The organism is Kribbella caucasensis, assembly GCF_004361855.1.
GTDB lineage: Bacteria > Actinomycetota > Actinomycetes > Propionibacteriales > Kribbellaceae > Kribbella > Kribbella caucasensis.
Window position 1 is genome coordinate 351,891 of record NZ_SNWQ01000003.1, and the last position, 26,650, is coordinate 378,540.

The 26,650-nt window shown below is 65.6% G+C and carries 25 protein-coding genes; 11 read left to right on the forward strand and 14 right to left on the reverse strand.

Features of this window, described 5'->3' with window-relative positions; all coding sequences use genetic code 11:
* Window positions 1–4: 4 nt before the first annotated feature.
* Both EV643_RS08935 and EV643_RS08940 read right to left on the reverse strand, forming a co-directional pair.
* A complete protein-coding gene (locus EV643_RS08935) occupies window positions 5–2,017 on the reverse strand; it encodes a flavin-containing monooxygenase (protein ID WP_133799512.1) in 2,013 nt (670 codons plus the stop codon).
* Window positions 2,018–2,102: 85 nt separating this feature from the next.
* Window positions 2,103–3,572, reverse strand: coding sequence for an aldehyde dehydrogenase (locus tag EV643_RS08940; protein ID WP_133799513.1), 1,470 nt, complete (start codon window positions 3,570–3,572; stop codon window positions 2,103–2,105).
* A gap of 211 nt (window positions 3,573–3,783) precedes the next feature.
* Here EV643_RS08940 and EV643_RS08945 point away from each other — a divergent pair, with 211 nt between their 5' ends.
* The gene (locus EV643_RS08945; RefSeq protein ID WP_133799514.1) at window positions 3,784–4,794 is read left to right on the forward strand and encodes an alcohol dehydrogenase catalytic domain-containing protein; all 1,011 of its coding nucleotides are present in this window, start codon (window positions 3,784–3,786) and stop codon (window positions 4,792–4,794) included.
* Between the two features lie 35 nt (window positions 4,795–4,829).
* On the opposite strand, the gene EV643_RS08950 is transcribed toward EV643_RS08945, so the two are convergent.
* From EV643_RS08950 to EV643_RS08990, 9 genes are all read right to left on the reverse strand, one after another.
* Window positions 4,830–5,555, reverse strand: coding sequence for a GntR family transcriptional regulator (locus tag EV643_RS08950; RefSeq protein WP_202869454.1), 726 nt, complete (start codon window positions 5,553–5,555; stop codon window positions 4,830–4,832).
* 229 nt (window positions 5,556–5,784) lie between these two features.
* Entirely contained in the window at window positions 5,785–6,597 is an 813-nt protein-coding gene (locus EV643_RS08955) for a TolB family protein (RefSeq protein WP_238165458.1), read from the reverse strand.
* Window positions 6,598–6,673: 76 nt separating this feature from the next.
* Complete coding sequence (locus tag EV643_RS08960; RefSeq protein ID WP_133799516.1) at window positions 6,674–7,507, reverse strand: 3-keto-disaccharide hydrolase; 834 nt, start codon at window positions 7,505–7,507, stop codon at window positions 6,674–6,676.
* Window positions 7,508–7,521: 14 nt separating this feature from the next.
* On the reverse strand, window positions 7,522–8,394 hold the full coding sequence (locus EV643_RS08965) for a sugar phosphate isomerase/epimerase family protein (protein ID WP_133799517.1): 873 nt from the start codon (window positions 8,392–8,394) through the stop codon (window positions 7,522–7,524).
* Between the two features lie 27 nt (window positions 8,395–8,421).
* Window positions 8,422–9,303: a carbohydrate ABC transporter permease gene (locus tag EV643_RS08970; protein WP_133799518.1), complete on the reverse strand. Its 882-nt coding sequence runs from the start codon at window positions 9,301–9,303 to the stop codon at window positions 8,422–8,424.
* Window positions 9,300–10,142: a carbohydrate ABC transporter permease gene (locus EV643_RS08975; RefSeq protein ID WP_166665371.1), complete on the reverse strand. Its 843-nt coding sequence runs from the start codon at window positions 10,140–10,142 to the stop codon at window positions 9,300–9,302. Before EV643_RS08975 ends, EV643_RS08970 begins: the two co-directional genes overlap by 4 nt.
* A gap of 116 nt (window positions 10,143–10,258) precedes the next feature.
* Window positions 10,259–11,584: an ABC transporter substrate-binding protein gene (locus tag EV643_RS08980; RefSeq protein WP_133799520.1), complete on the reverse strand. Its 1,326-nt coding sequence runs from the start codon at window positions 11,582–11,584 to the stop codon at window positions 10,259–10,261.
* A 46-nt stretch (window positions 11,585–11,630) separates the two neighbouring features.
* Window positions 11,631–12,413 carry a hypothetical protein gene (locus tag EV643_RS08985; protein ID WP_133799521.1) on the reverse strand — a complete coding sequence of 261 codons (783 nt, stop codon included), beginning with the start codon at window positions 12,411–12,413 and terminating at the stop codon, window positions 11,631–11,633.
* The gene (locus EV643_RS08990) at window positions 12,410–13,465 is read right to left on the reverse strand and encodes a Gfo/Idh/MocA family protein (protein ID WP_133799522.1); all 1,056 of its coding nucleotides are present in this window, start codon (window positions 13,463–13,465) and stop codon (window positions 12,410–12,412) included. The genes EV643_RS08985 and EV643_RS08990 overlap by 4 nt, the downstream gene beginning before the upstream one ends.
* 109 nt (window positions 13,466–13,574) lie before the next feature.
* Here EV643_RS08990 and EV643_RS08995 point away from each other — a divergent pair, with 109 nt between their 5' ends.
* Complete coding sequence (locus tag EV643_RS08995) at window positions 13,575–14,210, forward strand: TetR/AcrR family transcriptional regulator (protein WP_133799523.1); 636 nt, start codon at window positions 13,575–13,577, stop codon at window positions 14,208–14,210.
* Between the two features lie 12 nt (window positions 14,211–14,222).
* Here EV643_RS08995 and EV643_RS09000 read toward each other — a convergent pair whose 3' ends face one another.
* Window positions 14,223–14,858, reverse strand: coding sequence for a TetR/AcrR family transcriptional regulator (locus EV643_RS09000; protein ID WP_133799524.1), 636 nt, complete (start codon window positions 14,856–14,858; stop codon window positions 14,223–14,225).
* A 36-nt stretch (window positions 14,859–14,894) separates the two neighbouring features.
* On the opposite strand from EV643_RS09000, the gene EV643_RS44735 reads away from it, so the two are divergent.
* The 5 genes from EV643_RS44735 to EV643_RS09015 all read left to right on the forward strand — a co-directional run bounded on the left by EV643_RS44735 (window position 14,895) and on the right by EV643_RS09015 (window position 17,264).
* Window positions 14,895–15,092: an alcohol dehydrogenase catalytic domain-containing protein gene (locus EV643_RS44735; protein WP_202869455.1), complete on the forward strand. Its 198-nt coding sequence runs from the start codon at window positions 14,895–14,897 to the stop codon at window positions 15,090–15,092.
* Window positions 15,070–15,357, forward strand: a complete 288-nt coding sequence (locus EV643_RS44740) for an MDR/zinc-dependent alcohol dehydrogenase-like family protein (RefSeq protein WP_202869456.1) — start codon at window positions 15,070–15,072, stop codon at window positions 15,355–15,357. Before EV643_RS44735 ends, EV643_RS44740 begins: the two co-directional genes overlap by 23 nt.
* Entirely contained in the window at window positions 15,354–15,779 is a 426-nt protein-coding gene (locus EV643_RS44745) for a zinc-binding dehydrogenase (RefSeq protein WP_202869457.1), read from the forward strand. The genes EV643_RS44740 and EV643_RS44745 overlap by 4 nt, the downstream gene beginning before the upstream one ends.
* A gap of 30 nt (window positions 15,780–15,809) precedes the next feature.
* Window positions 15,810–16,100 carry an SDR family NAD(P)-dependent oxidoreductase gene (locus EV643_RS44750; RefSeq protein WP_202869458.1) on the forward strand — a complete coding sequence of 97 codons (291 nt, stop codon included), beginning with the start codon at window positions 15,810–15,812 and terminating at the stop codon, window positions 16,098–16,100.
* An 867-nt stretch (window positions 16,101–16,967) separates the two neighbouring features.
* Window positions 16,968–17,264 (forward strand): hypothetical protein, encoded by a 297-nt coding sequence (locus EV643_RS09015; protein WP_133799525.1) that lies wholly within the window; start codon window positions 16,968–16,970, stop codon window positions 17,262–17,264.
* 197 nt (window positions 17,265–17,461) lie between these two features.
* Here EV643_RS09015 and EV643_RS09020 read toward each other — a convergent pair whose 3' ends face one another.
* A complete protein-coding gene (locus EV643_RS09020; RefSeq protein ID WP_133799526.1) occupies window positions 17,462–18,505 on the reverse strand; it encodes an NAD(P)-dependent alcohol dehydrogenase in 1,044 nt (347 codons plus the stop codon).
* 149 nt (window positions 18,506–18,654) lie between these two features.
* On the opposite strand from EV643_RS09020, the gene EV643_RS09025 reads away from it, so the two are divergent.
* The 4 genes from EV643_RS09025 to EV643_RS09045 all read left to right on the forward strand — a co-directional run bounded on the left by EV643_RS09025 (window position 18,655) and on the right by EV643_RS09045 (window position 24,806).
* Window positions 18,655–19,536, forward strand: coding sequence for a helix-turn-helix transcriptional regulator (locus EV643_RS09025; RefSeq protein WP_133799527.1), 882 nt, complete (start codon window positions 18,655–18,657; stop codon window positions 19,534–19,536).
* A 751-nt stretch (window positions 19,537–20,287) separates the two neighbouring features.
* Entirely contained in the window at window positions 20,288–21,340 is a 1,053-nt protein-coding gene (locus EV643_RS09035) for a Gfo/Idh/MocA family protein (RefSeq protein WP_133799528.1), read from the forward strand.
* 399 nt (window positions 21,341–21,739) lie between these two features.
* The gene (locus EV643_RS09040; RefSeq protein WP_133799529.1) at window positions 21,740–24,178 is read left to right on the forward strand and encodes a glycoside hydrolase family 2 TIM barrel-domain containing protein; all 2,439 of its coding nucleotides are present in this window, start codon (window positions 21,740–21,742) and stop codon (window positions 24,176–24,178) included.
* A 187-nt stretch (window positions 24,179–24,365) separates the two neighbouring features.
* Window positions 24,366–24,806: a heme-degrading domain-containing protein gene (locus EV643_RS09045; protein WP_166665372.1), complete on the forward strand. Its 441-nt coding sequence runs from the start codon at window positions 24,366–24,368 to the stop codon at window positions 24,804–24,806.
* Window positions 24,807–25,060: 254 nt separating this feature from the next.
* Here EV643_RS09045 and EV643_RS09050 read toward each other — a convergent pair whose 3' ends face one another.
* Window positions 25,061–26,605, reverse strand: coding sequence for a 3-hydroxyacyl-CoA dehydrogenase (locus tag EV643_RS09050; RefSeq protein ID WP_133799531.1), 1,545 nt, complete (start codon window positions 26,603–26,605; stop codon window positions 25,061–25,063).
* Between the last annotated feature and the right edge of the window lie 45 nt (window positions 26,606–26,650).

Consider the following 26,650-nt stretch of genomic DNA (forward strand, 5'->3'; position numbering starts at 1 on the left):
TTGGTTACGCCGAGGTCGAGCCCGGCTGGAAGTGGAACGGCCCTGTCGCCACTTGGTCGTAAGCGAAGTCGTCCGGTACGTCGGGATGCGACGAGTCGACGATGTCGAGCTGGGGCACGGTCGCGAAGTCGGCCAAAGCTGCTTCCCGCGTCAAGTGCCAGTAGTCGAGGAGCCGCCATGGGCTGTTCGTCACGACCCGGCCGCGGGAGTTGCGGAAGTAGGTCGACATGCCCGGGTGGCTCCAGATCATCTTCTGGTGCATCGCCTGGATCTTCTCGTTGTACGCGTCGTACACCTCGGGCCGGCACTCGATTTCGCGCAGCTTGTGCTGGGCGATCTGGCGGAGCGCCGAGAGGACGAAGTCGATCTGGCACTCGACGGTGAAGATGAAGCTGCCGCCGTGCCCAAGGGCGGTGTTCGGGCCGTAGAGCATGAAGAGGTTGGGGAACTGCGGAACGACGGTGCCCAGGTACGCGCGCGAGTCGTCGCCGTCCCACGCCTCGCGGATCGTGGTTCCGCCGCGGCCGATCACCTCGACGGGGGAGAGGAATCGCGTCACGTCGTACCCGGTGGCGACGATGAGGACGTCGACCTCGTGTGCCTCGCCACCCGTGCTCGAGACCTTGTTGCCTGCGACGCTTGCGACCCCGTTGTCGACCAGCGTCACGTGCGGCTTCTTGAGGGCCTTGTACCAGCCGTTGTCCAGCAGCATCCGCTTGCCGAACGGTGGAAACGTCGGAGTGACCTTCTCGATCAGGTCCGGACGATCGGCCAGCTGGTCGTGGATGTAGCGGGTGAAGACTTCCCGATGACCCTCGTTCGTGGCGTTGATCGACCGCTCAGGATGCTTCCACTCCGGGTCCTTCAGGAGCGCTTCGTGCACTTGGCTGTCGAAGATCCAGCTCAGGCGCAGGCGATAAAGCCACTGGTAGTGCGGCACCTCACGCAGGAGGAAGCGAACGGCGTCGGGCACCGGCTTCCTGAACTTCGGGAACGGTGCCGCCCACTGGCGCGAGCGCTGGAAGACGGTCAGCGACCTGACTGTGTCGGCGACAGCAGGTACGAGTTGCATAGCGCTCGCGCCGTTGCCGATGACAGCGACCCGTTTGCCCTCGAGCTCGATGCCTGGATCCCATTTCGACGTGTGAACGACCGGCCCGTCGAAGTCGCGGAGGCCAGGGATGTCGGGCCACTTGGGCGTGGTGAATCCACCCACCGCCGAGATCACCGCATTGGTGACCAGAGTCTCCTCGCTCCCGTCGGAGCGCCTGAGCAGCGAATGCCACGTGTAGGTCTCTTCGTCGTAGCGAGTGGTGAGGCACTCGGTGCCGAACTCGACGCGGTCCTCGATGCCGGCCTCTTTCGCAACGCGCTGGAAGTAGCTCTCGACCTCGGTCTGAAGTGGAAAGAACATGGTCCAGTCGCCGTTGGCGAAACTGTACGAGTACAGGTGTCCTGGGGTGTCGACACCGCAGCCGGGGTAGTGGTGTGAGTGCCACACTCCGCCGGCCTGGTCCTGCTTCTCGATGATGGTGTAGTCGACGCCCGCCTGTTGCAAGCGGACCGCCGCGGCGACGCCCGACATGCCCGCGCCGATGATCAGCACCCTGAAACCCTCGGGCAGGTCGATCGGCTCCGGAGTTTCGCCGGCGTACCTCGCAAGCTTGTGGAGCATGAGCTGGGCATAGTCGGCCGGGATGGGTTGCGCTTCCGATACCGTCATCATCTGGATGAGCTCGGCGGCTGTGGGGAGCGGCTTGGCGATCCGTCCTCCGCGCTTCCAGGCGACAATCGCCTCGAACGCAGCCGTCCGGACCTCGTCCTGCATGGCGGACAGCAGGCCCCCTGAGTCGTTGTCGTCCCAGCGGCTCGCCTCGGGCGTGAATGGCGGCAGGAGCCATCGCTCCTCCCCGGTGAACTGGTAGAGCAGGAGCAGCAGAGTAGGAATATTGGCAGCAGGAAGGGCCTTTGCGAGCTCGTGCTCGAAGAGCTCGATGTCGTCGTTGTCGAGAGGCATCGCTTCACTCATTCCTCTTGCCGTACATTAAACATAAAATATGATCAGTGCTTATGTGTCTGGGCAGCACCTGCAGTCTGGACGCCTAGGCCAGCGCGTCGGCGATGGCAGGCGGGATTCCGATGGACTTCAGCTCGACGAAGGGATCGAGGCCTTCCGGCCCGAACTCGCGTCCCAAGCCGCTGTACTTGACGCCGCCCATCGGAGCCTGGAATCCCGCGGAGTTCCCATTCAGCTCGACCGTCCCGGTCTCCAGCCGGCGCGCCACCTCGACGCCTCGTTCGACATCGGTCGTGAAGACCGCGCCGTTCAGTCCGTACGTCGAGTTGTTCGCGATCGTGATCGCCTCGTCCTCGTTCGCGTACGGAATGACGGCGACGACCGGACCGAAGATCTCCTGCTGGGCGATGGTCGCGTTCGGGTCCACGTCCGCGAACACCGTCGGCTCGACGAACCAGCCTCGATCGATGTCGGGCCGGCCGCCACCGTGAGCCAGACGGCCGCCTTCGGCCAGACCGGTCGCGATGTAGCCCTCGACCCGGGTGCGCTGCCGTTCGCTCACCAGGGGTCCGATGTGCGTTGCCGCGTCGCGGGGATCGCCGACCACCATCGAGTCGAGCAGGTCGCCGAGCCGATCGACGAACTCGTCCTGCAGTTCGGCGGGTACGACAAGGCGGGTCTTCAGGGTGCAGATCTGGCCGTTGTTCCGGAAGCTGCCGAGTCGCAGCGCTTCTACGGTGAGATCCAGGTCGGCATCGGGTAGCACGACTGCTGCCGACTTGCCGCCGAGTTCAAGAGTCACTCGCCGAAGGTCCTTTCCGCAGACTTCCGCGATGCGCCGGCCCGCGGCGCTGGAACCGGTGAAGGTCACCTTGGCGACTCCCGGATGGCCGATCAGGTACTCGCTGACGTCACGGTCCGCGGGAACAATGTTGACCACTCCAGGCGGGCAGCCGGCCTCGTCGAGCAGGCGCGCCACGACGTACGCGTCGAGAGGGGTTTCGGGCGACGGCTTGAGCACGATGGTGCATCCCGTGAGGAGAGCCGGGACGAGCTTCTGAATGGTGAGCGACAGCGGGACGTTCCAGGGGACCACTGCGGCAACCACGCCAACAGGTTCGCGAAGGACAAGGGCTTGGCCATGCTCAGAACGCCGTACGGAGCGGAACGGGTAGCGCGTGGCGGCTTCGACATACCCCTCCAAGATCCGCACCGGGTTGACGACCTGAATCGCGCGGGACTGGGAGATCGGACAGCCCATCTCCTCGGTGATGACCTGGGCCAGTTCCTCCGAGTGCTTCACGAGAAGGTCTCGGAGCCGTTCCACGAGGGCGATCCGGTCTTCCAGCGTCGTGGACGCCCACGGGTTCGCGACAAGCGCCTCATGGGCAGCCGTGACAGCGCGGTCGATGTCTGCGCGCGTGCCCGCGGGAACGCTTGCGATGACCTCCTCGCTGACCGGTGAGATGACCGGGATGCGATCGTCGCCGGCGGGCACCACCCACTCGCCTCCGATGTAGAGCCGATCGTGGCTGCTCAGTGCGCCGTCGGTCATCGTGAACCCTCTCAACGTGTGTGCTGGTCCCACGGGTCGAAACATGCCGACTGCAACGCGAAACGGCCAGGCTGTGATTCCTGAAGCCGGCCTATGGGGTGAGCTGACGTACGCATGGCTAGGCGTTGACCTCGGCATCCGTGTTGCATAATATATTTTATGTGCCGTGCCCGCAAGGCCCCGCGGGGCGATGCCAGGAGGAGCGGTCCCTATGCAGGCAATTGTGTTCTACGGCGAGCGCGAGTTGAACGTCGAGACGCTGGACGACCCGGTGCCCGGTCAGGACCAGGTCGTCATCGAAATCAAGGCGTCGGGGATGTGTGGATCAGACCTGCACACCTTCCGTGGCCCGAGACTGCAGGTGCCCACTATCGCGGGACATGAGCCGGCCGGCGTGGTGGTAGCAAGCGGCTCGCAGGTGTCGGGCGAGTGGGTCGGCCGTCCGGTCATGGTGCATCACTACTTCGGCTGCGGCCGATGCGACCAGTGCCGGACGGGCTGGACTCAGATGTGTCGCAACGGTGCAACTGCAATGGGCGCTACCGCACCGGGTTCCCACGCTCAGTACGTCAGTGTTCCCATCAGCGCCGTACTGCCCATGCCCGAGGGATTGACCTACCTCGCTGCAGCGGCGATCAGTTGCGGGACGGGAACAGCATGGGGAGCGCTGAAGCGTCTGCAACTCCGCGGCGATGACACCATCGCAGTGTTCGGTCAGGGCCCGGTCGGGCTCGCCGCGACGCAGCTCGCGTCCGCCCTCGGCGCCCGGGTCATCGCGCTGGACATTTCGCCGGCGCGGCTCGAGCGCGCTCGCGCCTTTGGCGCCTGGGAGACGCTGAATCCCGCCGAGATCGACTCGGTTCCGGAGGGTGTACGAGATCTGACCGGAGGGCGTGGCGTCTCCAAGAGTCTCGAGACTTCGGGGGCATCGTCGGCGGCACAGGCGGCGCTCCAGGTGCTTGACCTGTGGGGCGTGGCGTGCTGGGTCGGAGTCGGATCGACAATTCACTTCGACCTGACCGAGCACCTCTACAAGCAGGTGACCGGTGTTCCGTCGTGGACGCTGTCCGTTCAGGCGATGGACGAGTGCGCGAACTACGTCGTCCAGAGAGGCATCGACGTCGACGCCTTGTTCACCGATCGGTGGCGTCTCGAGGAAGCAGTCCCGGCCTATGAGCTGTCGGAGAAACAGACCTCAGGCAAGGGTGCCTTTACTCCCTGACAGACGGTCCAGCTTGAACTCGGCCCTTGACTGGATCACTCCTCGACGTCGCCCCAGAGCCCGCGTTCGGCGAGGATGTCGATCAGGCGCGAACCTTGGGCCGAGATGTGATCTGTCATGAGGCGGCGGGCTCGCTCCGGGTCATGCTCCTTCAGAGCCCTCAGCAGCTCGGGATGCTCCGCGCCGGTCTGCTTGGGGTTTCCGGCTGCGTAGTAGCGGTTCGGCAGATTCGCCATGACCGCGTCCAGAACCAGCATCAGCCGACTCGACTGAGCTGCTCGGTTGACGTCGCGATGAAACTCCAGCCCTAGCTCGGGGATGATCTCCCAGTCGCCGGACTTGACCGCGGTCGCGTACTGTTTGACGTTCGTCGTCAGCTGCGCGATCTGCTCGTCCGTGATCTTCTCGGCGGCCCTCGCTGCGAGCTCGCCTGCGAGTTGTGCTTGGGCCCAGAAGAGGTCGGAGATGTCCTGCGGGGTGATCGGCGCGACCACGAAACCGCGCCGGGGCAGCAGATTGACCAGACCCTCGCTCTTCAACGCCAGCAGCGCTTCGCGGACCGGCGTCTGACTGACGCCCATGGCCTCGGCGATGGGCTCGAGCCGCAGGAACTCACCCGGCCGTGTCGTGCCGGAGACAATCAGGTCCCGAACGTAAGCTGCGACTTCCTCGGGTAGCTGCGTTCGGGTGGGCGACCTCCGGCGAGGTGGCGGCATGCTGCTCGGCGCGACGTCCACATGATCGTCCTCGGCGCTCTTCATGTGATGTATCATATATTTAGTTGCACTGTATGGCACGTCGGGCGTCCTGTCTGCGTCCGCGCAGTACCGCTTTCACTGTGTGCGTTGTCCGACGCAACAAAGCTCGCGGATCGCGTGAGGCAGTGCCAGCCTCTCGCGGGCTTGGGCCCAGGCAACTGGAAAGGTCATTCCAGTTCGGTGTACACCTACCGCGGGGTGACTAGCGACCGCTCCTGATCCTGCTCGGCCGTCAGGCGATGGGGTAGGCGATGAAAGCGAAGCGGGTGCTGTCCGGCGACCAACTGTTGACGTTGATGGTTCCCTGACCTCCGAACAGCGGGTACCGCTGAAGGATGCTGGGCCAGTTGTCGACGCTCACGACGCGCACCTCTACGTCAAGATCGGCCGGGTGCCCGACTGTGCCCGGCGGAAAGGCGAGATACGTGGCCCACCTCGAGTCGGGCGAGAGGTGCGGGAACCAGTCGACCGTGTTGCCGGCAACGAGGCGCTGCACCGGTCCGCCCGGGTCGGGCATCCGCGCGAGCTGGGCGTGGCCTGGATCATCAGTAAAGGCCTCGGTGTTGAAGTAGATCCAGTTTCCGTCTGGAGACCACTCGGGGCCGTCGACGTGGCCGGGTCCGGTATCGAGGACGGTCGGCGATCCGTAGGGCTCGATGACGGCGAGCCTTCCAGGGACGGCGAAGTCGTCGATCTCGACGTAGGCCAGGCGTTCGCCGTCCGGGGAGACGCCGTGCAGGAAGTGCCACTTGCCGTCGGTCGGTGAGACTCGTTCCACCGTACCGCCGTCCAGACGTCCACGGTAGATGTGACCATCCATCGCCGATAGGTAGATGTGCTGCCCGTCCGGATCGAGCACGTGGTCGTTGTTGAGGTCGGGAAGGCCGTCGAAGTGGATGCGAGTCAGACCGCGTCGCGGCGAGTCGATGTCGAGGCGCCAGAGAGCGCCGTTGCCGTTGACAAACAGGCTGGATCCGTCGAGCGACCAGTTCGGAGCCTCGATCAGTACGTCGGTGGTCTCGAACAGCAACTCTGGCTCCGCCATAGCCGGTCCGCCCAACCAGAACTGTGATCGTTGTCCTGGCGCGAGCACACGGTAGTCCGCCATGATGCATACGCCTTCAGAGGCGTTTGATCGTGAGGTTGCGCCAGCGGCAGGCGGCGTCGGGTGCCCACCGGCGGGTGCCGAGCACCGGGTCGTTGTCGTGAACCTCGAGGGCGATATGGCCGGAAGGACCGAGAAAGTCGGCGACGGCGTCGGCGTCGTAGTTGGGTGCTTCGAGGGTGGCGAGGTCGATCTCCGCGATCTTGACGTCGTTGATCCAGGTGGTGACGTGGGGGCGTTCGCCGATGCAGCGGATGCGGAGGGAGTTCCAGCCGAGCCAGTTCCAGGTGGCGAGAAAGTCCTCCACCGGCGCCGCGTAGTCCAGCATCGCCGCCTTCTCCGGGGTGAAGGGTTCGGCGGAGGTCGCCGGGTCGTCCTCGCGCAGGCCGATCGCGTTGCCGGCGGAGTCGAAGCGAGCGGTCAGGGCGAACGGTACGGCGTGGAAGCTGCCGAGGCCGTTGCCGAAGAAGCCGCCGATGGAGCCGGAGTGGCGGTGGTCGACCAACACTTGGAGCCCATGCCAGGAGTCGCGGCGGCGGTGGAGCATGACGCCGGTGTCGGCGGGCCAGTCGGGGTTCAGCTCGAGGCTGAGCTCGAAGTCGCCAAACGTCTCGTCACTGATGAGGTAGCCGCCGTACCCGCTGCCGAGAGGTTGTTGCCGGCCGACGATGGCTCCGTTCTCGACCGACCAGGCGGCAGGATGCAGTGCGGCCTGTTCGGCGTAGTCCTGCGGGAAGTCCGTCACAACGTCGTGGACGTCCGGGCCGCCGGGCCAGAGCGTTCCGTAGCTGCGTGGAATGACCGACCATCCGGTGAGGTCTTTGCCGTTGAACAGTGGCTCGAAGCCCATGTAACTCGTCTCCTCTAGAAAGTGTGTGCGCGGAGGTGGTCGGTGATCCATTGGGCGGAAAGTTCGGTCGAGGCGAGATTGGTGTCGGCTTCTGGTACGTCGACCTCGACGACGACCCAGCCGTGGAAGGTGTCCGGGAGGCTGTCGATCGCGGCGAGCAGGTCGACGTCGCCGCGGCCGGGTTCGGTCCAGACGGTGAATTGGGTGACGGTGGCCTCGAAGTAGTTCGCGTCGGCATCCCTGGCCGCCTGGGCCTGGTCGAGGTGGACGTCTTTCAGGTGTACGGCGGCGATGCGGTCCGCGTACTGGGTCATGAGTGTCGCCGGCGTGATGCCGGCCCAGGCGAGATGCCCGGTGTCCGGTCCGAAGGACAGCACTGAGTCGGGTACGGCGTCGAACACGGCGCGGATCTCGGACTCGGTCTCGATGGCGCTGCCAACATGCGGATGTAAGGCGGGGGTGACTCCTTCGGCGGTGATGGCCTCGGCTGCCGCGCCGATCCCGTCGATGACGCGCTGGAGTTTCGTGTCGGCGCCGTACCCGATGGATGGATGGGCGATTCGGTCGGCGGTGAGTCCGGTGGCGAGGAAGACTTCGGTGTTGCCGAGTTCGGCCTGGGTCGCGGCGTGCTTCTTGGCGGATTCGACCAGGTCACGTGTGTCGATTCCAGCGGAGAAGTAGCCGGGAGCTGGTTCGAGGCCGTACTCGGCGAGCAGCGCCCGGTAGCCGGCGGCGTCGAGGCCGGCCGGTGGATCGGCGTGGATTCCCTTGAATGGGGTGGTCGCGATCTCTGCGAACGCGGTCCGGAGAATGGGCTCGGTCAGGATGAAACCGTCGGGGGTCAGGACCCACGGCAACGGGTTCATACCGACGCGGATGTTCGGCATCAGCGGGACTCCTCAGATGGTGGGCGGTCAGCGGCCGGCGAGGGAGCCGCCGATGCCGCCGATGCTAAAGTACTTGTTCAGTACGGCGAAGACGATCGCCGGCGGCAGTAGCATGACGACCGAGACCGCCATCACCGCTCCCCAGTCGGTCGCGTTCTGCTGGAAGAATGTCTGCAGTCCGATCGGGAGTGTGAAGATGACGCTGGAGCGCAGGAAGACCAGTGCCACCAGGTAGTCGTTCCAGGCCAGCAGGAACGCGAAGATCGAGGTCGACAAGATGCCGGGCAGCGAGTTTCGCAGCACGATCTTGGTGAAGGAGCCGAAGACGGAGCAGCCGTCCACCCAGGCGGCTTCTTCGAGTGCGTGCGGGATGGTGTCGAAGTAGGCGGCCATCATCCAGGTCGCGACCGACATCGTGCTGCCGACGTACACGATCACCAGGCCGATCAGGTTGTCGGCGAGCCCGATGCGGGCGAACAGCACGAAGAGCGGGATGATCGCGGTGATCACCGGCAGCGACTGGATGACGAACAGCAGCAGTGAGAGGCCGGACACGGCTTTGCTGCGGCCGCGGGACAGCACGTAGCCGGCCGGCGCGGCGACGATGACGGAGACGAACACGGTGGCGAGGGTTACGCCGAGGCTGTTGCCGAGCCAGAGCAGGACCTCGGTGTTGGCGAAGATGTAGCGGAAGTTCTCCAGCGTGAGCACGCCGGTCGAACTGCTCGCGGTGTCGGGACGGATCGCGAGCAGCAACGTGGCGAACACCGGCACCAGCACGATCAGGGTGATGATCAGGAGCGCGGCGAAGCGCCACCACTGACCGCGCGTTCTGGGATCGCTTGCCTGAACGGCCCGCGGGTTGGTCGACGGTACGGCTGTCGGCGTAGCGACTTGATTGGCGGTCACGCGATGTCCACCTTTCGGATCTGGCGGTACAGCGTGGTCGAGATGATCACCAGGACGAGTGTCATCAGGAAGGCGATCGCGACGCCGGGACCGGTCTGCAGATCCTGGAAGACGCTGCGGTACGCGAGCACCACCAAGGAGGAGGTGGCGTCGACCGGTCCGCCGCCGGTCAGCAGGTAGATGGTCGGGAAGTCGTTGACGCAGAAGATCGTCATCAGAATCCAGCTGATGTACGTCGAACGGGAGATCAGCGGCAACGTGATGTGAACGAACTGCTGCCGGCGGCTCGCGCCGTCGATCCCGGCGGCTTCGTACACGGTGGCGTCGACGGCGGCGAGCGCAGCAGATGTCATCAGCATCATGAACGGAAAGCTGACCCACACCTTGAAGACGCAGACCGTGATCGCCGCGAGTGTGGGGTCCGCAAGGAAGGTCAGCTCGCCGAACCCAAGTTTCGCCGCGGCGGTGGGGACAGGGCTGGTCGCCGTACCGACCAGCCAGTTCCATGCGGTCGCGGACACCACGATCGGTACCACCCACGGAAGCATCAGCAGGACCTTGAACAGACCCCGGCCAGGGATCCTGGTTCGCAGCAGCAGGGCCAGGCCCATGCCGACCAGCCAGCTTCCGAACACACCCACGACGGTGAAGATCAGCGTGAATCGGGCGGCCGACCAGAATCGCGGGCTGGTCAGAACGTCGGCGTAGTTGGTGAGGGCGACGAACTCGCCCGTCACGATCAGCGTGCCGTTGTGGACCGACTGAGACGCCGCGACCACCAGCGGATAGGCGTTGATCAGCAGCAGCAGGATGAGCGCGGGCGCGACCAGCAAGATCATCGTGATCGCGCGTCGGCTGAGTCCTCTGCCACCCGCGGACGTAGCCGACCGTGGCGTGGCAGGCGGCCGCCCCGTCCTCGCGGACGGTGCGCCGCCACTGTCGGTCAGCGTCCGCATCAGCGCTTGACAATCGATTCGAGGCCCTGCTGCAAGGTGGTGAGCGCGGCCTTCGGGTCGGTCTTTCCCTGCAGCATGGTCTGCGCGAACTTGGCGAGAGGCTGGCCGCCGTCAACGGCTGCAAGCGCGGCGAACGACTGGGTCTTCTGCGCCGCGTACGTCTTGCAGACCGGGATCCACTTCTCCACGATCGCGACCTGGTTGGGGTCCTTGGCGAAGTAGTCCGCGGAAGCGATCGACTTCAGCACCGGTACGGCCATCCCGACCGGGTTCTCCCAATAGGTGTGGATCTGGCTCAGGTAGTACTTCAGGAAGGCTTCGGACGCCTCTTGTGAGGGGGTGTTGGTGTACATCATCAGGTTGTTCACGAAGTACAACCCGGCGACGGTGCCACTGGGACTCTTCAACGGGCTCATGACGTGCAGGTCCTTGCCGACCTTGCTTGCCCGCGCCGCGAGACCTGGAGAGTGGATCCCGATACCGGCCTTCTTGTTGTTCCACTGGGTGTCGAGGTTGTCGATCGTGTAGGACACAGCGCCTTTGTCGATGATTCCCTCGTTCGTGAGCTCGCGGACGAACGACATGGCCTGGATGTTGGCCTCGGTGACACAGTCCGGCTTGCCGTCGGCATCGAACAGGCCGCCGCCGTTGTTGATCATCATCGCGACCATGTGGTGCGAGCCGCCGGGGTTGTCGGCGCCAGACCCGGTCGCGAAGCCGGACACGCCGATCTTCTTCAGTGCCAGCCCGGCGGCCAGCAGTTCGTCCCAAGTGGTCGGCACCTTGGCGCCGGCCTGGTCGAGCAGCGCCTTGTTGTACCAGAAGGGGCGGACGTCGGTCTGCCACGGTACGGCGACGTAGCCCTTGTCGGTCTTCATCGTGTCGATGACGCCGGGCAGGAAGTCGTCGTACGTGCCGTCCTTCTTCAGCGTCTCGATGAAGTCGTCGGCGTACGCGATCTGGCCCTGGTCGGCGAACTGGAACGCCTGGAAGCCCGCGCCGGAGCTCACCGCCGGACCGGTCTTGGACGCGATCGCCGACGAGAAGGTCTGGTAGAAGCCGTTCCACTGGATGACCTGGTACGTCGCCTTGCCGGAGCCTTCCGGCGGGGTGTAGCCGGTGACGAGCTTCTTGCCCAGCTCGTTGTAGGCGGGCGTTCCCCACGGCATGTCCCAGAACTTGAGGGAACCGCCGCCGCCACCGGAATTGTTCGCTCCGCTGTTGCCGGAGACGTTGCACGCGGCCAACGCTGGTGCGGCGATCGCCGCACCAGCCAATCCTAGGAAACCCCGACGGGTCACGCCACCAGGCGTTGCTTTGTTCATGCTGTGCTCCTCTCGCGATCGCCAGGTCGATCGCGTGGTCGATCGGTCAGGCGGGCGCCTGGACCGCAAGGTGGTCCCCAATGGCAGCGGTCGTCGTCACAACGTCCGCGTGGAGGCGGCGCAGATCGGCCATTCCGTCGGCCGATCGGGTCGCTTGTAGTTCGCACACGCGCCGAAGGCTGGCGCGATGGCCGGTCTCGTACTGCGTGGGCGCCAGTACGGCGCCATCCGGTCCGACTGTGATCAGTCGAGCGGGCTGAGCAGTGTCACCGGACGGAATCGTCAACTCGACTTTCCCGTCAGAGGTCAGCAGCCGGAGGGAGGCCGACGCCGGTAGGGCCGCCGTGCTAACGATGCTGAAGTCGACCGCAAGCGGCAAGTCCGTCAGACCTTCGGCGTGCAAAGCGCGATCGGAAAGGTGCTGTACCTGTACCTTCGTCACCGGCGCGAGCAGCGCGCGGATCAGGACGAGCTGGTCCAGCAAGGCGGTCGCGAAGTCGCATCCGGGGTCCATGACCACCCGGCATTCGAGTCTGCTTCCCTTGACCGCTGCAGCGCGGAAAGCCGGCTCCGCGAGATCCGTCACCGGATTCGAAGCCCACCGCGAGTCGACGACGACGATGGTGGCCGATTTCTCGTCGAGCAGGTCGGCGAAGTCGACAGGCGCCGGATGCACCAGGGCTATTCCGGCTGCGCCTGCCCGCAGCGCGCGCGCCAGCTCGGCGGGCCAGCCGGGATCACCGTCGACGAACACGACTCCGGTGGGATCGGGGAGTGACAGCGGCAAGGTGGCGAGCGTCGTGCGTGCGTGCGTCGTCGGGGCGTTCATGCTGCGGCGTCCGCGTTGTGAGTCGACCGGACGGCCTCGGCGGAGGCATCGGCCACGGCGAGGGCGAAGCGCACATCGTCGACGAGATCGTGTGTACTGGGCGGCGCGACTTCGCCGCGGACGATGGCGGCGAGTTCGCGCCACTCTGCCTCGTAGCCGTTGACGGCGGTCGGACCGAACACCCGTGCCGACTCGGCCGTCGTGAGCGTGCTGACCGCGGATCCGGCATGCACGTACGAGGGCGTGAACTGAACCTGCAGAGCTTGGTCGTCGCTGAACGCCTCGAGTGTCCAGTCAGGCTGCCAGGTCTCTGACATGACCGCGTGCAGTTCAACACTCTTGCCACCAGCAACAAAAAGGATCCGGTAGCCGAAGGGTGCGAGGAACCTCGCGTCGATCATGCGGAGATCGTCGTACCGGGGGAGCAGGCTCCGGACCAGCGGGAGGTCGTGGATCGCCAGACCCATCACGCCGGCGTGGATCATGCCGGCCAGCACCTGTACGTCCGACCAGTCCGGCGCCGGAAACGCGGGCCGCGAGAGGACCTCGGTGGCGACGTCCTCGAATCGAGAGTTCGGCGGGAGCACGATCGAGGACCGGATGGTGTGGCTGCTCGCCGGGAGCTCGCCCCAGTGGGCGGTGGCGGCTCGCCATCCCGGATCGAAGGTGTGCATCGCACCGACGACGATCGGTACGCCGGTCTCCGCCGAAACCGTCGCGATCGCATCGGCTTCGGCGTACGACATCGCGAGCGGCTTCTCGCACAGGACGGCCTTCTTGCCGGCGTGGCAGGCAGCGATCAGCTGCTCGGCGTGGAAGCTGTTCGGACTGCAGATCACGACGACCTCGACCGCCGGATCGCCGAGCAGTGCGTCGATCGACGTCGAGTGAACCGCACCGACGCGGGCCGCGATCGCCTTGGCGACCGCGGGATCGGTGTCAGTGACGTGGCGGATGGCGAACTCGTCGCTCAGCCGGGCCAGCGTTGGCAGGTGAATGGCTTGGGTTACCGGTCCTGCACCCAGGAGTCCGATTCCGAGAGTGGACTGCATCCGTGGCTCCTCACCAGAATGAAAGCCGGTCAGTCGTATAGTTTTGGAACCGTAGGCGTCTGGGGAGGCTACGTCAATAGTACAGAATATATAATCTTCGGGAGGGTGTGTGGCTGGCGACCGGACGACACCAGGGATGCGAGGCCCCTACCGCAAGGGCGTCGAGCGACGGGAGCAGATCATCCGCAGCGCCTCGGAGGTATTCGGGGAACTCGGGTACTTCGGTGGGTCGCTGCGGACAATCGGTGACCGGGTCGGCGCTTCACCCGCCACGTTGACCCAGTACTTCGGGAGCAAGGAGGGCCTCCTGGCGGCCGTCCTGGAGGATTGGCAAAGGCAGGCGGGTCGTGGGTTGCTGCAGGATGATCCGCTGGGACTGGAGTATTTCCGCGCTCTGATCAGGGTGACTGAGTTCCATGTCGAACATCGCGGGCTGCTCGAACTGTTCATCACGATGGCCGCCGATTCGACCAATCCCGGCCATCCGGCTCGCGAGTTCATCCAGCGCCGGTACGCGGACGTCCTGGGTAACTGCACGGCGAAACTGCGGGAGGCTGTCGATCGCGGCGAGGTCGCTCCGATGTCCGATGAGCAGATCGAAGCCGAGGTTCGCATCCTGATCGCGGTACTCGACGGCCTCGAACTGCAATGGCTACTCGGAGCGGACATCGACCTCCCCGCACTCGCCACCAGATACCTCGAGCACGCGATCACCTGCTGGCAGTCCGGTCGTTCCATTTCCTGAGAACCGACCGCTCTATCGCGTGGTGGAGCGTGTGTTTCCGAGATTGAACATGGCGCGGTACAGGGCTGCATCTGTGGGGCTGTCGGGCAGCGCGTCGCGCGCCGGCGCTCGGAACGACTTGATCATGTAGGCGAGGAAGCGGCGCCAGGTGTCCGGGGCGTCGTCGCCGGTGGCGGTGATCACGCCGGCGTTGGCCATCAGCAGCAGGATGCGATCTCGTGCCTCGAAGTCCGCGCGCAAGTGCCCTGAGGCTTTGGCGCGGTCGATGAGCTGCAGCGCGCCCTCATAGGCCTGCTTGCGGCGGTTCTCCAGGGACTTCGCGGTGGGGAAGGTCATCGTCAGTACGTCGGCGAAGCCGCGGTCGGCTGCCTGCATCGCGCACACCGTTTCGAGGTAGCTCGTGAAGCCACGCCAGGGATCGGCGTCGGCCAGCGCGGTCTCGGTGGCCTCGGCGTACGCGTCCATGCGGTCGGCGAAGACGGCCGAGACCAGGTCTTCCTTGGTCGGGAAGCGGCGGAACAGCGTGGCAATGCCGACCTCGGCTTCGCGAGCGACCGATGCCATCGAGGCCCCCAGGCCGTCCCGGGCGAACACGGCGCGGGCAGCGGCCACGACGCGTTCGCGGTTGCGTTCGGCGTCGCTGCGCACGTTGGCGAGGTCCCCGGGAACCCGGTGGTAACGGAGGTGGAGACGCCGAGTCCGGAGGCAGGTGAGGTACTGGTGCGGGTGGAGGCATCGTCGGTGAACGGGTTCGATCTGGCCACGGCGGCCGGGCTGCTCCTGGGCATGATGGAGCACCGCTCGCCGTTGATCCCCGGCAAGGCCTTCGCCGGCACCGTGGTCGCCGTCGGCGCCGGGGGTGGAGGATTTCGCTGTTGGTGATCCGGTCTTCGGTGTGGTGTCCAAGCCGTTCCTAGGCACCGGTTCGCTGGCGCAGTACGTCACCGTTCCGGCCGGCCGTGGCGTCACTGTTGCTCCGGACGGACTCTCGGCTAGGGACGCGGGTGCGCTCGGTGTTTCCGGTGCGGCGGCCTGGGACACGCTGGCCGCACTCGGCCCGGTCGAGGGCAAGACGGTGCTGATCTCGGGGGCGACCTGTGGTGCGGGCGCGTTCGCCATCTCGCCGCGGCGTGGGGTGCTTCCGTGATCGCGACCGCCCGTCCAGGCGCCGCAGCCGACTTCGTCGCGGGCCTGACTACCGAGCACGTGCAGGTGGTCGACTACACCGCCGATCTGGAGGCGCAGGTACGGTGGATCGCGCCCGACGGCGTGGATGCTGTGGTCCACCTGGCCGGTGATGCCGGCCAGCTTGTCGGGTTGGTGCGGGCCGGCGGTGCGTTCGCGACCACACTCGGGGTTGTCCCTGACGTGCCGGCAGGTCGCGACGTCAAGGGCGTCTCGGTGATGACGGATCCTGCCCCGGCGAGGCTTGCACACCTGGCGGACCTGGTGTCCAGCGGTGCGCTGAAGGTGCCGGTGACAACTGTCTGCGACCTCGAGCAGGTCGACGTGGCGTTCTCCGCCTTCGGCGCGGGCACCCTCGGCAAGATCGCCATCTCCTGCGCCTGACCCCTCCCAGCACGAAAGGAAACCTGACCAATGTCCACTCTCGCCATCATCGGCGCCGGTCCTGGCCTGGGACTGGCCATTGCTCGCACCTTCGGCACTCAGGGCTTCGACGTCGCCCTGATCGCCCGCAACCACGGCAAGCTCGATGAACTCGTCGACGTGCTTGCCAAGGACAACATCACGGCCGCGGCGTTCACTGCCGACGTTCGCGACGGCGACTTGCTCACCCAAGCCCTCAAGGACGCTGCGGCCCGCTTCGGTGGGATCGACGTACTGGAGTTTTCCCCGGCCCGCACACCCCGGACGCGAGTTCAACCATGACGAGCCCGTCGGAGTCGACCCCGGCCGACCTTCAGCGGGAAGTCGAGTTCTCCCTGTACGGCGCTGTGACCGCCACGCGGGCGGTGCTTCCGCGATGCGAAGCGGGCGCCGGCACCCTGCTGTTCACTACCGGCGCCGGTTCGATCAATCCGGTACCGATGCTCGGCAACGTCAACGCGGCCGCCGCCGGGGGGAACCCACAACAACCAGGGGTACCCCGCCCCGGAGCGGGCGGAGCGGCCGGGGTGGGCCGGGTGGCCCGACTGGTTGCTGGCGATGGGGGTGGTGATTCTGGGGGGTGGGTCGAAGCCGACGGTGTTGCCGATTCTGATTGGGGCGGTGGGGTTGGCGGCTGTGGCCGCTGCTCGAGCGGATGGGATGACGCGCTCACGCAGTCCCAGAAGGACTTCGAGAAAGATGAGCGATGGCGCGCATGGTGGAACAGCCTTCAGGATGCCGATGAGGTATTCGCGGCGATCTACGTAGAGGATCGACAGCGGGTGTCACATCGTGTGACCCGATCGAAGGACGCATCGACATCAGTCTTGGCGTACCGGAACAGGAAGCCAGGGATGCCGAGGATCTAACGGTCTATCTGCGCCGGCAGCTCATCTTCCTGTGGAGTCGTGCAGCGGAGAAGCTCGGTTGGCCGGAGCCGCCCGACAGCGCACCTGCACGATCCGCATAGTCGAGGGCTGCGTGCGCTTGCAACTTGGGATCAGCGACTGTGGCCCACGGTGTGCGTAAGATAGTGCCCGGCGCGCGAGTACCTACTCGCAAGGTCCTCATCGGGTGGTATTCCCATCCGATGCCCGGCCTTCGTCACCACTTACCCCCTTGGCCGCAGGCCCCTATCCTCCTCAGCTCATGGCTCATCGCGAGGTGCAGGTTCGGATCCCACTCGATGACTCTTATCCGTCGTACGTCGACTCTGTGCTGGATGAGTTCGCAGATCGATTGGACGCGGAGTCGGAGTTCTGTGACGACCAAGAGGAGGAGGGGGATGAAGTCTGCTTCTACCTCTACGGGCCTGATCAGGACCGGCTCATCGAGGTAGCACGGGCCGCCCTCGCTCAACATTCGTTGCTGCGCGACGGTGTCTACGCGGTGAAGACCGCCACTGGACGCGACGACGCCGGCGAAGGCGAGCGCATTTCACTTTGATCTGTCGCTGTGCGCGGGCGGCTGTCGGGGCGCACTCAGAGCTGAAGGCGATCGACTGAGTGCCGGTTGACCGCACTTGCCACGGCGGTCATTCCTGCGGGCCTCTATTTTTGCCGTTGCTCTAGCTAGGCACTCTTCAGCTTTCAGAGCCAGAGATCTGTGTGCAACGGACGGGGCCCCAGTCTGCTGCGGTGGGCCTAGGCGAAGGTCTTCGCGTCGATCACGAACCGGTAGCGCACGTCGGAGGACAGCACTCGCTCGTAGGCCTCGTTGATCTGCGACGACTCGATCAGCTCGGTCTCGGGCAGGATGTTGTGGTCCGCGCAGAAGTCGAGCATCTCCTGCGTGATGGGGATGCCGCCGTTCGCCGACCCGGCGATGCTGCGCCGGTGGGTGATGAGCGACATGGCGTCGATCTTCACGGGTTCGGTCGGTGCGCCGAGGATCACGAGGGTGCCGTCGACCGCGAGCAGGTTGACGTACTGGCTGTAGTCGAGCCCTGCCGAGACGGTGTTGAGGATCAGGTCGAACTTGCCTGTGAGCTTCTCAAAGGTCGCAGCGTCGCTGGTGGCGTAGTAGTGGTCGGCGCCGAGCTCGAGGCCGTCCTTCTGCTTGGCCAGGGTGCGGGACAGCACGGTGACGTCGGCGCCGAGCGCGTGGGCGAGCTTGACGCCGACGTGTCCGAGGCCGCCCATACCGACGATGGCGACATTGGTGCCGGCGCCGACGTTCCAGTGCTTGAGCGGGGAGAACAGGGTGACGCCCGCGCACAGCAGCGGTGCGACCTTGTGCAGCGGCAGCGACTCAGGGACCTTGAGGACGAAGCCTTCATCGACGACGATGGCCTGCGAGTAGCCGCCCTGGGTGATGGTGCCGTCGACGTCGAGGCCGGCGTAGGTCTGCAGGTTGCCCTTGAGGCAGTACACCTCCTCGCCCTTGAGACACTGGGTGCATTCACCGCACGAGCCGGACTCGCAGCCGACGCCGACACGGTCGCCGACCTGGTGCTTGGTCACCGCCGAACCGACCTCGGCGACATGGCCGACGATCTCGTGCCCAACGACCTGCGGATAGGTGATCGGACCCCACTCGCCCCGGAGGGTATGAATGTCGGAGTGACAGATCCCGGCATAGTCGATCTCGATCAGCACATCGTGCGGGCCGACATCGCGGCGTTCGATCGTCATCGGCTCCAGGGGCTCGGTCGCGGACACCGCACCGTAGGCGTTCACCGTACGCATTGACTCTCCTTCGTATTGCAGCGTTCAGGGCACGCATGACGCGTGCCGCGGCTCCAGTCTCCGCCGCTGGGCCGAGGTTTCGGGAGGGCCTGATAGGCCCCGTCAGGCCGGCAGAGTCGAAGCGGACTCGGATCTATCCTGGAAGCCTCATGAGCACCAAAGACGACATCCGCGAGTTCCTCATCGCCCGGCGTGCGAACATCACCCCCGAACAGGCGGGGCTGCCGGCCGGAGTGACCGAGCGGCGGGTGCCGGGATTGCGCCGCGAGGAAGTCGCGAGGCTCGCCGGCGTCAGTCTCGACTACTACACCAAGCTCGAGCGCGGCAGTTCGAAACTGCGCACCGCCTCCGACAGCGTCCTGGACGCGATCGCCCGCGCCCTGCACCTCGATGACGTCGAACGCGACCACCTCTACGTCCTCGCCCGCGGCACTTCCGCGCCCCGGCCACCGCAGCCCGCACAGGACGGCCTGCGCGCGTCGATGCAGCGCGTCCTGGACAGCATGACCGTGCCTGCCCTCGCCTACAACACCTGCCAGGACGTGATCGCCACGAACCTGGTCGGCCGGGCCATGTTCACCCAGTTGTTCGACTCCGATCGGCCCAACCTCGCCCGCTTCATCTTTCTCGACTCCCGCGCTCGTGAATTCTTTGCCGACTGGCCGCTCGCGTGCAGTCTCACCGCCGCGATGCTGCGTTTCCAGGCCGGACGGGACCCGCTCAACAGTGACCTGACCGCGCTCATCGGGGAGCTCTCGACGCGCAGTCCGCAGTTCCGCCTCGACTGGGCAGCGCAAGACGTCCACGAGCACCGCACCGGCAGCAAGACCTACCGGCACCCCGAGGTCGGAGACCTGCACGTCACCTATGACGTACTGGAGATGCCCGGCGAGCACGGACTCTCCATCACCACCTACAGCGCCGAAGAGGGTAGCCCCACCGAGGGGAAGTTCAAGCTCCTCGCGAGCTGGGCGGCCACCCATCCCGCGCCAGACGCAATGTCAGAACCGGCCGACAGTACATCTCGCTGACCTAACACGGTCCCCTCGCTGGTGGAGGGCACCGGCGGCTCCTGGATGGCAACACAACGGGTGCCGCACGTGGCAGCCCGGACGCGGCTGACCTGGTCTACCATCCTCAAGCGCTTAGCGCCGGCGGCTCTGCACCGATGGTCCCCACATGGCTCCGCTGCGGGCAGGGTGGGGCTGGGCTGTGACCGGATCGTGGCGGCTGGATCTCGTGCACCGGATGATCCGGCGCAGCCCGCTTGATGTCGTGGGCCAGCGCGAGTGCCCAGTCCAACTCGGGCCGGATCTTGATCCTGGTACTGATCTCCTCGGAGACATCTGGCTGCATTGAGCGCGGTCGAGTGCGGCGAGCTGGGTCTGCGGTCCCGGCGGACCCGATGGCCCGCATCCGACCACGGATGAGCTCCATCCCGGAGGGGCGTTCGGCCGAGCTGAGCGTCCACGCCTGGCGCTCTCGGGCGCGCCTCGTTTCGGGTACCGGCAGACATGCCGCATCAAGCCCTCTGGCAATCCCGGTGAGCAGCCATTTCGCGTAGCAATGATGGACGGCACCGCGAAGCGGAGCGCGGGCGTCCAGGCGTTGTCTTGACGCAAATCTGTAAGGCAATTAGGCTCACTGCCAGTCTGTTTACTGTCAGATCTATCGATCCGGGATCGCCAGCGGCATCTCCGTTAAAGCCCACGTCCACCATCCGCTCGCCATCGCCGGCTGAAGTCTTGGTCGGCTTCCCCTCCTGATCTCCCGCGAGGATTCATGACCGGCACACTTCCTGTGCCCCGCCTGATCGACCCGTCCGACGTCCCCCCTTTGCGCTGGGGCATCATCGGGACCGGCTGGATCGCCACCAGGTTCACCCGGGCGCTCCACACCCACACAACTCAACGGATCGTGGCCGTCGCCGCCCGCAGCACCGAGCGGAGCTTGGGGTTCGCCGCCGAGCACGACATCGAGAAGGTGTCGCCGACAGCCGAGGCGCTCGTGTCCGACCCGTCCGTCGACGTCGTCTACATCGCCACCCCACACAGCTCGCACCGTGAGTTCGCTTTGCTCGCGATCGCGGCGGGAAAGCATGTATTGGTCGAGAAGCCGTTTGCGATGTCGGCTGTGGAGGCTGGGGAGATCGTGGCCGCCGCGCGCGCCGCGAGCGTCTTCGCGATGGAGGCGATGTGGACCCGCTATCTCCCGCAGACGGACATCGTTCGGCAACTCCTCGCTGACGGTGCGCTCGGCGACGTCCATCTCGTCACCGCGGACTTCGGCTTCAGCGCGCCCTTTGACCCCAGCAGCCGGATGTGGGATCCCGCTCTTGGCGGCGGAGCTCTGCTCGATGCGGGCGTCTACCCGATCTCATTCGCGTCGTTCGCGATCGGCGAACCCAGAGGGGTGCGAGCATCGGGGGCGATGACCTCGACCGGTGTCGACGCGCGAGCGGCAGTCCTGTTGGAGACGGCAAGTGGGGCGCAGGCGCTCCTGGCGACTTCGATGGTGTCGAAGTTGCCCACAAGGGCGATGGTGATCGGTTCCGAGGGGCGAGTCGAGGTCATGAGTTCGTTCTTTGCACCGAGTGGCGTCACGCTAACGGAACACTCGAACGCTACGGAAGAGGCTCTGACCTGGGTCGACGACACCTTCGAAGAGAGCTACGACGCGCTGAGCTACCAGGCGAATGCCCTCGCCTCGTACGTTGCGGCGGGCCTGACCGAGTCCCCATTGCACTCCCTCGATGAGACGGTCTCGGTCCTCGCCACGATCGATGAGGCACGCGCACAGGTGCTGGCGTCCGCCAGGCCACCGGTCGCGGCGTAGGGCAGGGTCGACGCTGATCCCGAGCGCCGGTCCGGCCGTACCGTGGAGCGTCACGTACGCGGGCTCGTAGATGCTGGGGAAACTGTCCATGGACGATCATCCTGCCCTTGCTGGTCAGCTCCGCCGGCCTATACCTGGTGCGGATCCACGCGCAGGACGCGATCCCGGATGGTCACCCTGGAGGGATCCCGGAACAACTACCTCCTGTGGAATGGGGAGTCCGGGCGCGTTCACCGGCGGCGTGAAGGGCTGATTCCCCTTCTATTATTGGAGAAAACACAGTGCGTGGATACTTGAAACCTAGTGCATCAATGAGTGCCCTTCGAACCTGGGTCGGTGTGCCCTCGCTGCCGTTCTTCAGAGAGGGCCCCAGTTGCTAAACAAAGCAGGGAGACAGCAATGACTACTGAGTCGTTCAACGGGGGTTGGGCGGTTCGGCCGAAGGCCAGTATCTTCGCCCAGATTGCCGGGCCACCGGAGGAGGCTGTACCTGTCACGCTTCCGCACGATGCGATGATCTCGATGGAGCGGGCTGCGGAACATGGCGCCGCACGCGCGTACTTCCCCGGGGGATGCTTTGAGTACTCCAAGAGCTTCGACGTTCCCGAAGAGTGGCGGGCACAGCGGGTTCAGCTCGAGTTCGACGGGGTGTATCGGGATGCGGTGGTGTTCGTGAACGACGTTGCCGCGGGTCAGCGTCCGTACGGCTACTCGTCGTTCGTGGTGGACCTCAGCCCGTACCTGCGGTACGGCGAGCCGAACGTCGTCCGGGTGGAGGCCCGATCGCACGATGACTCGCGGTGGTACACCGGTGCCGGCATCTTCCGGGATACGAGGTTGATCGTCACCGAGCTGGTGCATATCGGGTGGCGTGGTGTGCGAGTCACCACGCCGGACGTCGACGCGGAACGCGCAGTTGTCGAGGTCGCGGTTGACGTACGCAACGATGGGCTCAGCACCGAGACGGTCACCGTGGAAGTCGATATCGTCGACGATGTGGGTCTGGTGGTCGCGAGTGGCTCGGCGCCCGTCACGACGCGAGCAGGGGGCGCCGCGTGGTCGCGGATCCGCGCGTATGTGGGGGAGCCTCGGCTGTGGAACGTGGACGATCCTCAGTTGTATGGGGCAACGGTCAGGGTGCGCGCGGCTGACGTTGTCGTCGACGAGCAGCACACGAAGTTCGGCGTACGGACGTTGCGGCTGGATCCGGAGTACGGGCTGCGGATCAACGGCGAGACGGTGAAGCTGCGTGGTGCGTGTGTGCACCACGACAACGGGATCCTGGGAGCGGCGGCGATCGGCCGGGCGGAGGAGCGGAAGGTCGAGCTGCTCAAGGCTGCCGGTTTCAATGCGATCCGGTCGTCGCACAATCCGCTCAGTACGGCGATGCTGGATGCCTGTGACCGGGTGGGGATGCTGGTGATCGACGAGGCCTTTGACGTCTGGACGGAGTCGAAGTCCTCGTTCGACTATTCGCTGTCGTTCCCGGAATGGTGGGAGCGCGATGTCGAGGCGATGGTGCTGAAGGACATCAATCATCCCAGTGTCATCTTGTACTCGATCGGCAACGAGATTCCCGAGACGGGCAATGCGTTGGGTTCGGAGTTGGGTCGACTGCTGGCGGAGAAAGTTCGCTCACTGGATCCGACACGATTCGTGACGAACGGCATCAACCCTTTCGTGTCGACCATCGGCGACTTCGCGGAGCAGCTCCGCGCAGCGGCCGGGGCCGCCGGGGACGACGGCGGAGTCAACGACCTGCTGGGGAGGTTTCACGACGAGATCGCCGGGTCGTCGCTGGTGACGGAGCGGACAGCCGAGTCGTTCGGTGTCCTCGATGTCGCGGGCATGAACTACGCCGATGCGCGCTACGCGCTCGACCGAGAGTTGTTCCCGAATCGGATCATCCTGGGTACGGAAACCTTCCCGGCACGGATCGCGAAGAACTGGGCCCTGATCCTTGGCAACCCTCACGTGATCGGAGATTTCACCTGGACCGGATTCGATTACCTCGGCGAGGCCGGCATCGGCCGAGTGCAGTACACGGACACTTCGCGGAGTTTCGCAGCTCCGTTTCCGTGGATCGCTGCGTGGTGTGGTGACCTGGACATCACCGGTTGCCGGCGGCCGGCGTCGTACTGTCGCGAGATCGTCTTCGGGTTGCGTTCGGAGCCGTACATCGCGGTTCAGCGTCCCGAGCACTACCGCCGAATCCCGACGGACGGCGCCTGGTCCTGGAGCGACTCGATCGGAAGCTGGACCTGGCCTGTCGAGCCGGGTACGCCGATTCGGGTGGAGGTGTACACCGACGGGGACGAGGTCGACTTGGTCCTGGACGGCAAGACCCTTGCACGTCAGACCGTGGGAGGATCGATGCCGCTCACCGCGATCTTCGAGACCGAGTACCAACCCGGTGAGCTCAGCGCGATCGCCTACCGGAACGGATCTGAGACCGGCCGGACGACACTGCGGTCCGCGGTCGGTGCGACGTCTTTGACCGTTTCGGCTGACAGGAACGTGCTCCGAGCGGACGACGCGGATCTCGCGTTCATCTCCATTGAGTTGCGCGACGCCACGGGCACCCTCGTGACGTCGGAGGACCGTCAGGTCGCGGTCTCCGTGGAAGGTGCCGGCGTACTGCAGGCCCTTGGGAGCGCCCGGCCCGACAACGTCGAACGCTACGACACCGGCGAACACGCTACCTTCGACGGTCGAGCTCTCGCGGTTGTACGACCGACAGCGGCGGGCGCGATCACGGTAACCGTCACAGCCGAGGCACTTGAGGCTGTCGTTCTGACACTGACCGCAGAGACGCCACCTCGGCGGCGGGCATCATGACGGAAGCCGAACCGCGCCGACCAGTAGAGCAGCAGCCGGACTTGCTTCCAGTGGGCGGCATGTTGACTCGTATATGTCAGCGTGGCTAATGTCAGGCAGCCAGGCTCCCTGACTCCAGAGCGCCAAGTACGACCGACGATCGGGCAGGCCGCAGCCATCCGATCGCGCCATTCAAAGGAAGCCGACATTGCCTGACGAACCCGACTTCGCCTCCTTCTGTCACGACGATGCCTGGCAGCTCGGCGCCGCGCTGGTCGCCCGATGCCGTGCGGAGAAGCTTGCCGTCACCATCAGCATCCACCTCGGTGCGCAGCGCGTCTTCCACGCGGCCCTCCCCGGCACCGCCGCGGACAACGACGAGTGGGTGATGCGTAAGACCCGCATCGTCCAACGCTTCGACCGGTCCTCCCAAGAGGTCGGGACCCTCGCAGCCGATGACCTGATGAGCTTTCACACTGCCTTCGGGCTGTCCGCCGCCGACTACGCACCCACCGGCGGCGGCGTTCCGATCCGCATCCACGGCACCATGGTCGGCGTACTCGCCATCTCTGGCCTCACCTCAGCCGACGACCACGATTTGGCCGTGACTGCACTTCACCTTGCCGCCGGAACCGACGCAGTCAGCTGATTGTGTTGACCTCTACACGCTGACCGAGTTCACCTGTCCGCGAAGTTACTGGCAGAAAGCGCATCGTCATGTGTGCGGATGTCACGTTTCCCAGCGTGTGCGGCCTGCGGCCGATCGTTCATGGCGCGGTTTCCCGTCTCGGCATCCCTGGTTTGCGATTCAGTGATGGCTCACGTGCTGTGGTGATGGGCAATTCGACAGCGTTCCTGCCTCCCCCACGCGATCGCGTACTGCCAGGCCGGCCGTTCCATGTCCTAGAGGCCAGTTGAAACCGCAGAGCTACGAGCAGACTGGGACAGGGTGCGTGTGCGCGCCGCGGCTCGGAGGCGAATGCTGGGCCGGTAGCGGGGGTCGCGGTACTCCGTCGCCAGCTCGTCCAGCACCTGGAGTACGACGGCTGGCGTCCATTCCTCTGACCAGCGGAACGGGCCCATCGGGTAGTTGGTGCCGAGGATCATCGCTGAGTCGATGTCCTCGGTTGTCGCGATGCCCTGGTGGGCGGCCTCCCAGGCCTCATTGGCGATCATTGACATCACCCTGGCCACGATCAGACCAGGCGCGTCGGCGATCGGGAACGCTGCGACTCCTGCGCGTGACAGCAGAGCGACGAGGCTCGCGAGTAGGTCCGGGTCGGTCGACGCCAGAGCAAGGCGGTCCACCGTGCTGGGATCCAGGCATAGATCGAGTACGGCGACCGGTGCGCCGAGTGAGCTCGACTCGAGCTGAGCCGTACAACCGCGTGTCACGACGACCATGCCCTGCCCGGGGAACTCTACGGATGGCGTCTGCCCCGTCTCGCCGGCCTGCGGCGTGATCCCTGCGCGCTCGAGAAGCGCCGCTAACTGTGGACTGTCGCCGTGCATGACCACTCGCTCGGGGCAGTCCGCTCTCGACGTGGCGGGCGGTGGCTGGGGGCGGTCGGCGTCCAGATCGTAGCGGTAGAACCCTCGACCGGACTTGCGCCCCAGGCGTCCAGCCGCGACGAGTTCGGCCTGCAGTTGCGAGGGTGCGTACCGGGCATCGAAGTTAAAGGCACGCCACACGGTGCTCGTCACAGTGAAGTTGACATCGTTGCCGATGAGATCCATGAGCTCGAAAGGACCCATCCGGAATTGGCCGGCGCCGCGAAGAACCTCGTCGATAATCTCCGCGCTCGCCGTCTGCTCCTCCAGGAGTCGCAGCGACTCGCCGTAGAAGGGGCGCGCGACGCGATTCACGATGAACCCCGGAGCGGACCTCACGTGCGCCACCTCCTTGCCCCATGATCGGGCCAGGGCGGCAACCCGAGCGACCACTTCCTGGTCGGTGTCCAGGCCGCGGATCACCTCGACGAGCCGCATGACAGGGACCGGGTTGAAGAAGTGCAACCCGACGACGCGAGTGGGATCCGCGGTCGCGGCCGCGATCTCCGTGATCGACAGCGACGACGTGTTGGTCGCGAGCAGGCAACCCGGACCGAAGTGGTCCCATGCCTGCGCGAAAACCGTCGCCTTGACGGCGAGGTCCTCCACCACGGCCTCGACCACGAGGGTGTCGGCGGCCGCCGGTACGGCGTCAATGGACTTGGCGCAAAGCAGTCGTGTCTCGAGGTCTGTGGCAAGCTCCGGGTGTTTGCGATTCAGCCGGGACCGAATGTCGGCGACGGCTGCCTGCAGTTGTCCGGCGTCGGGGTCGACCAGACTGACCGCGTGCCCCGCCGCGACGGCGATCTGGGCAATTCCGCGGCCCATTGTGCCGGCGCCGATCACGCACACGTGCGGGTCGAGGAGTGACGCCTTCAGGGCGGTCGGTCCGCTCATCTGTTTCTCCTGTCCGGGAGCCCTTGGCCGGTCGGTCATGTGCCT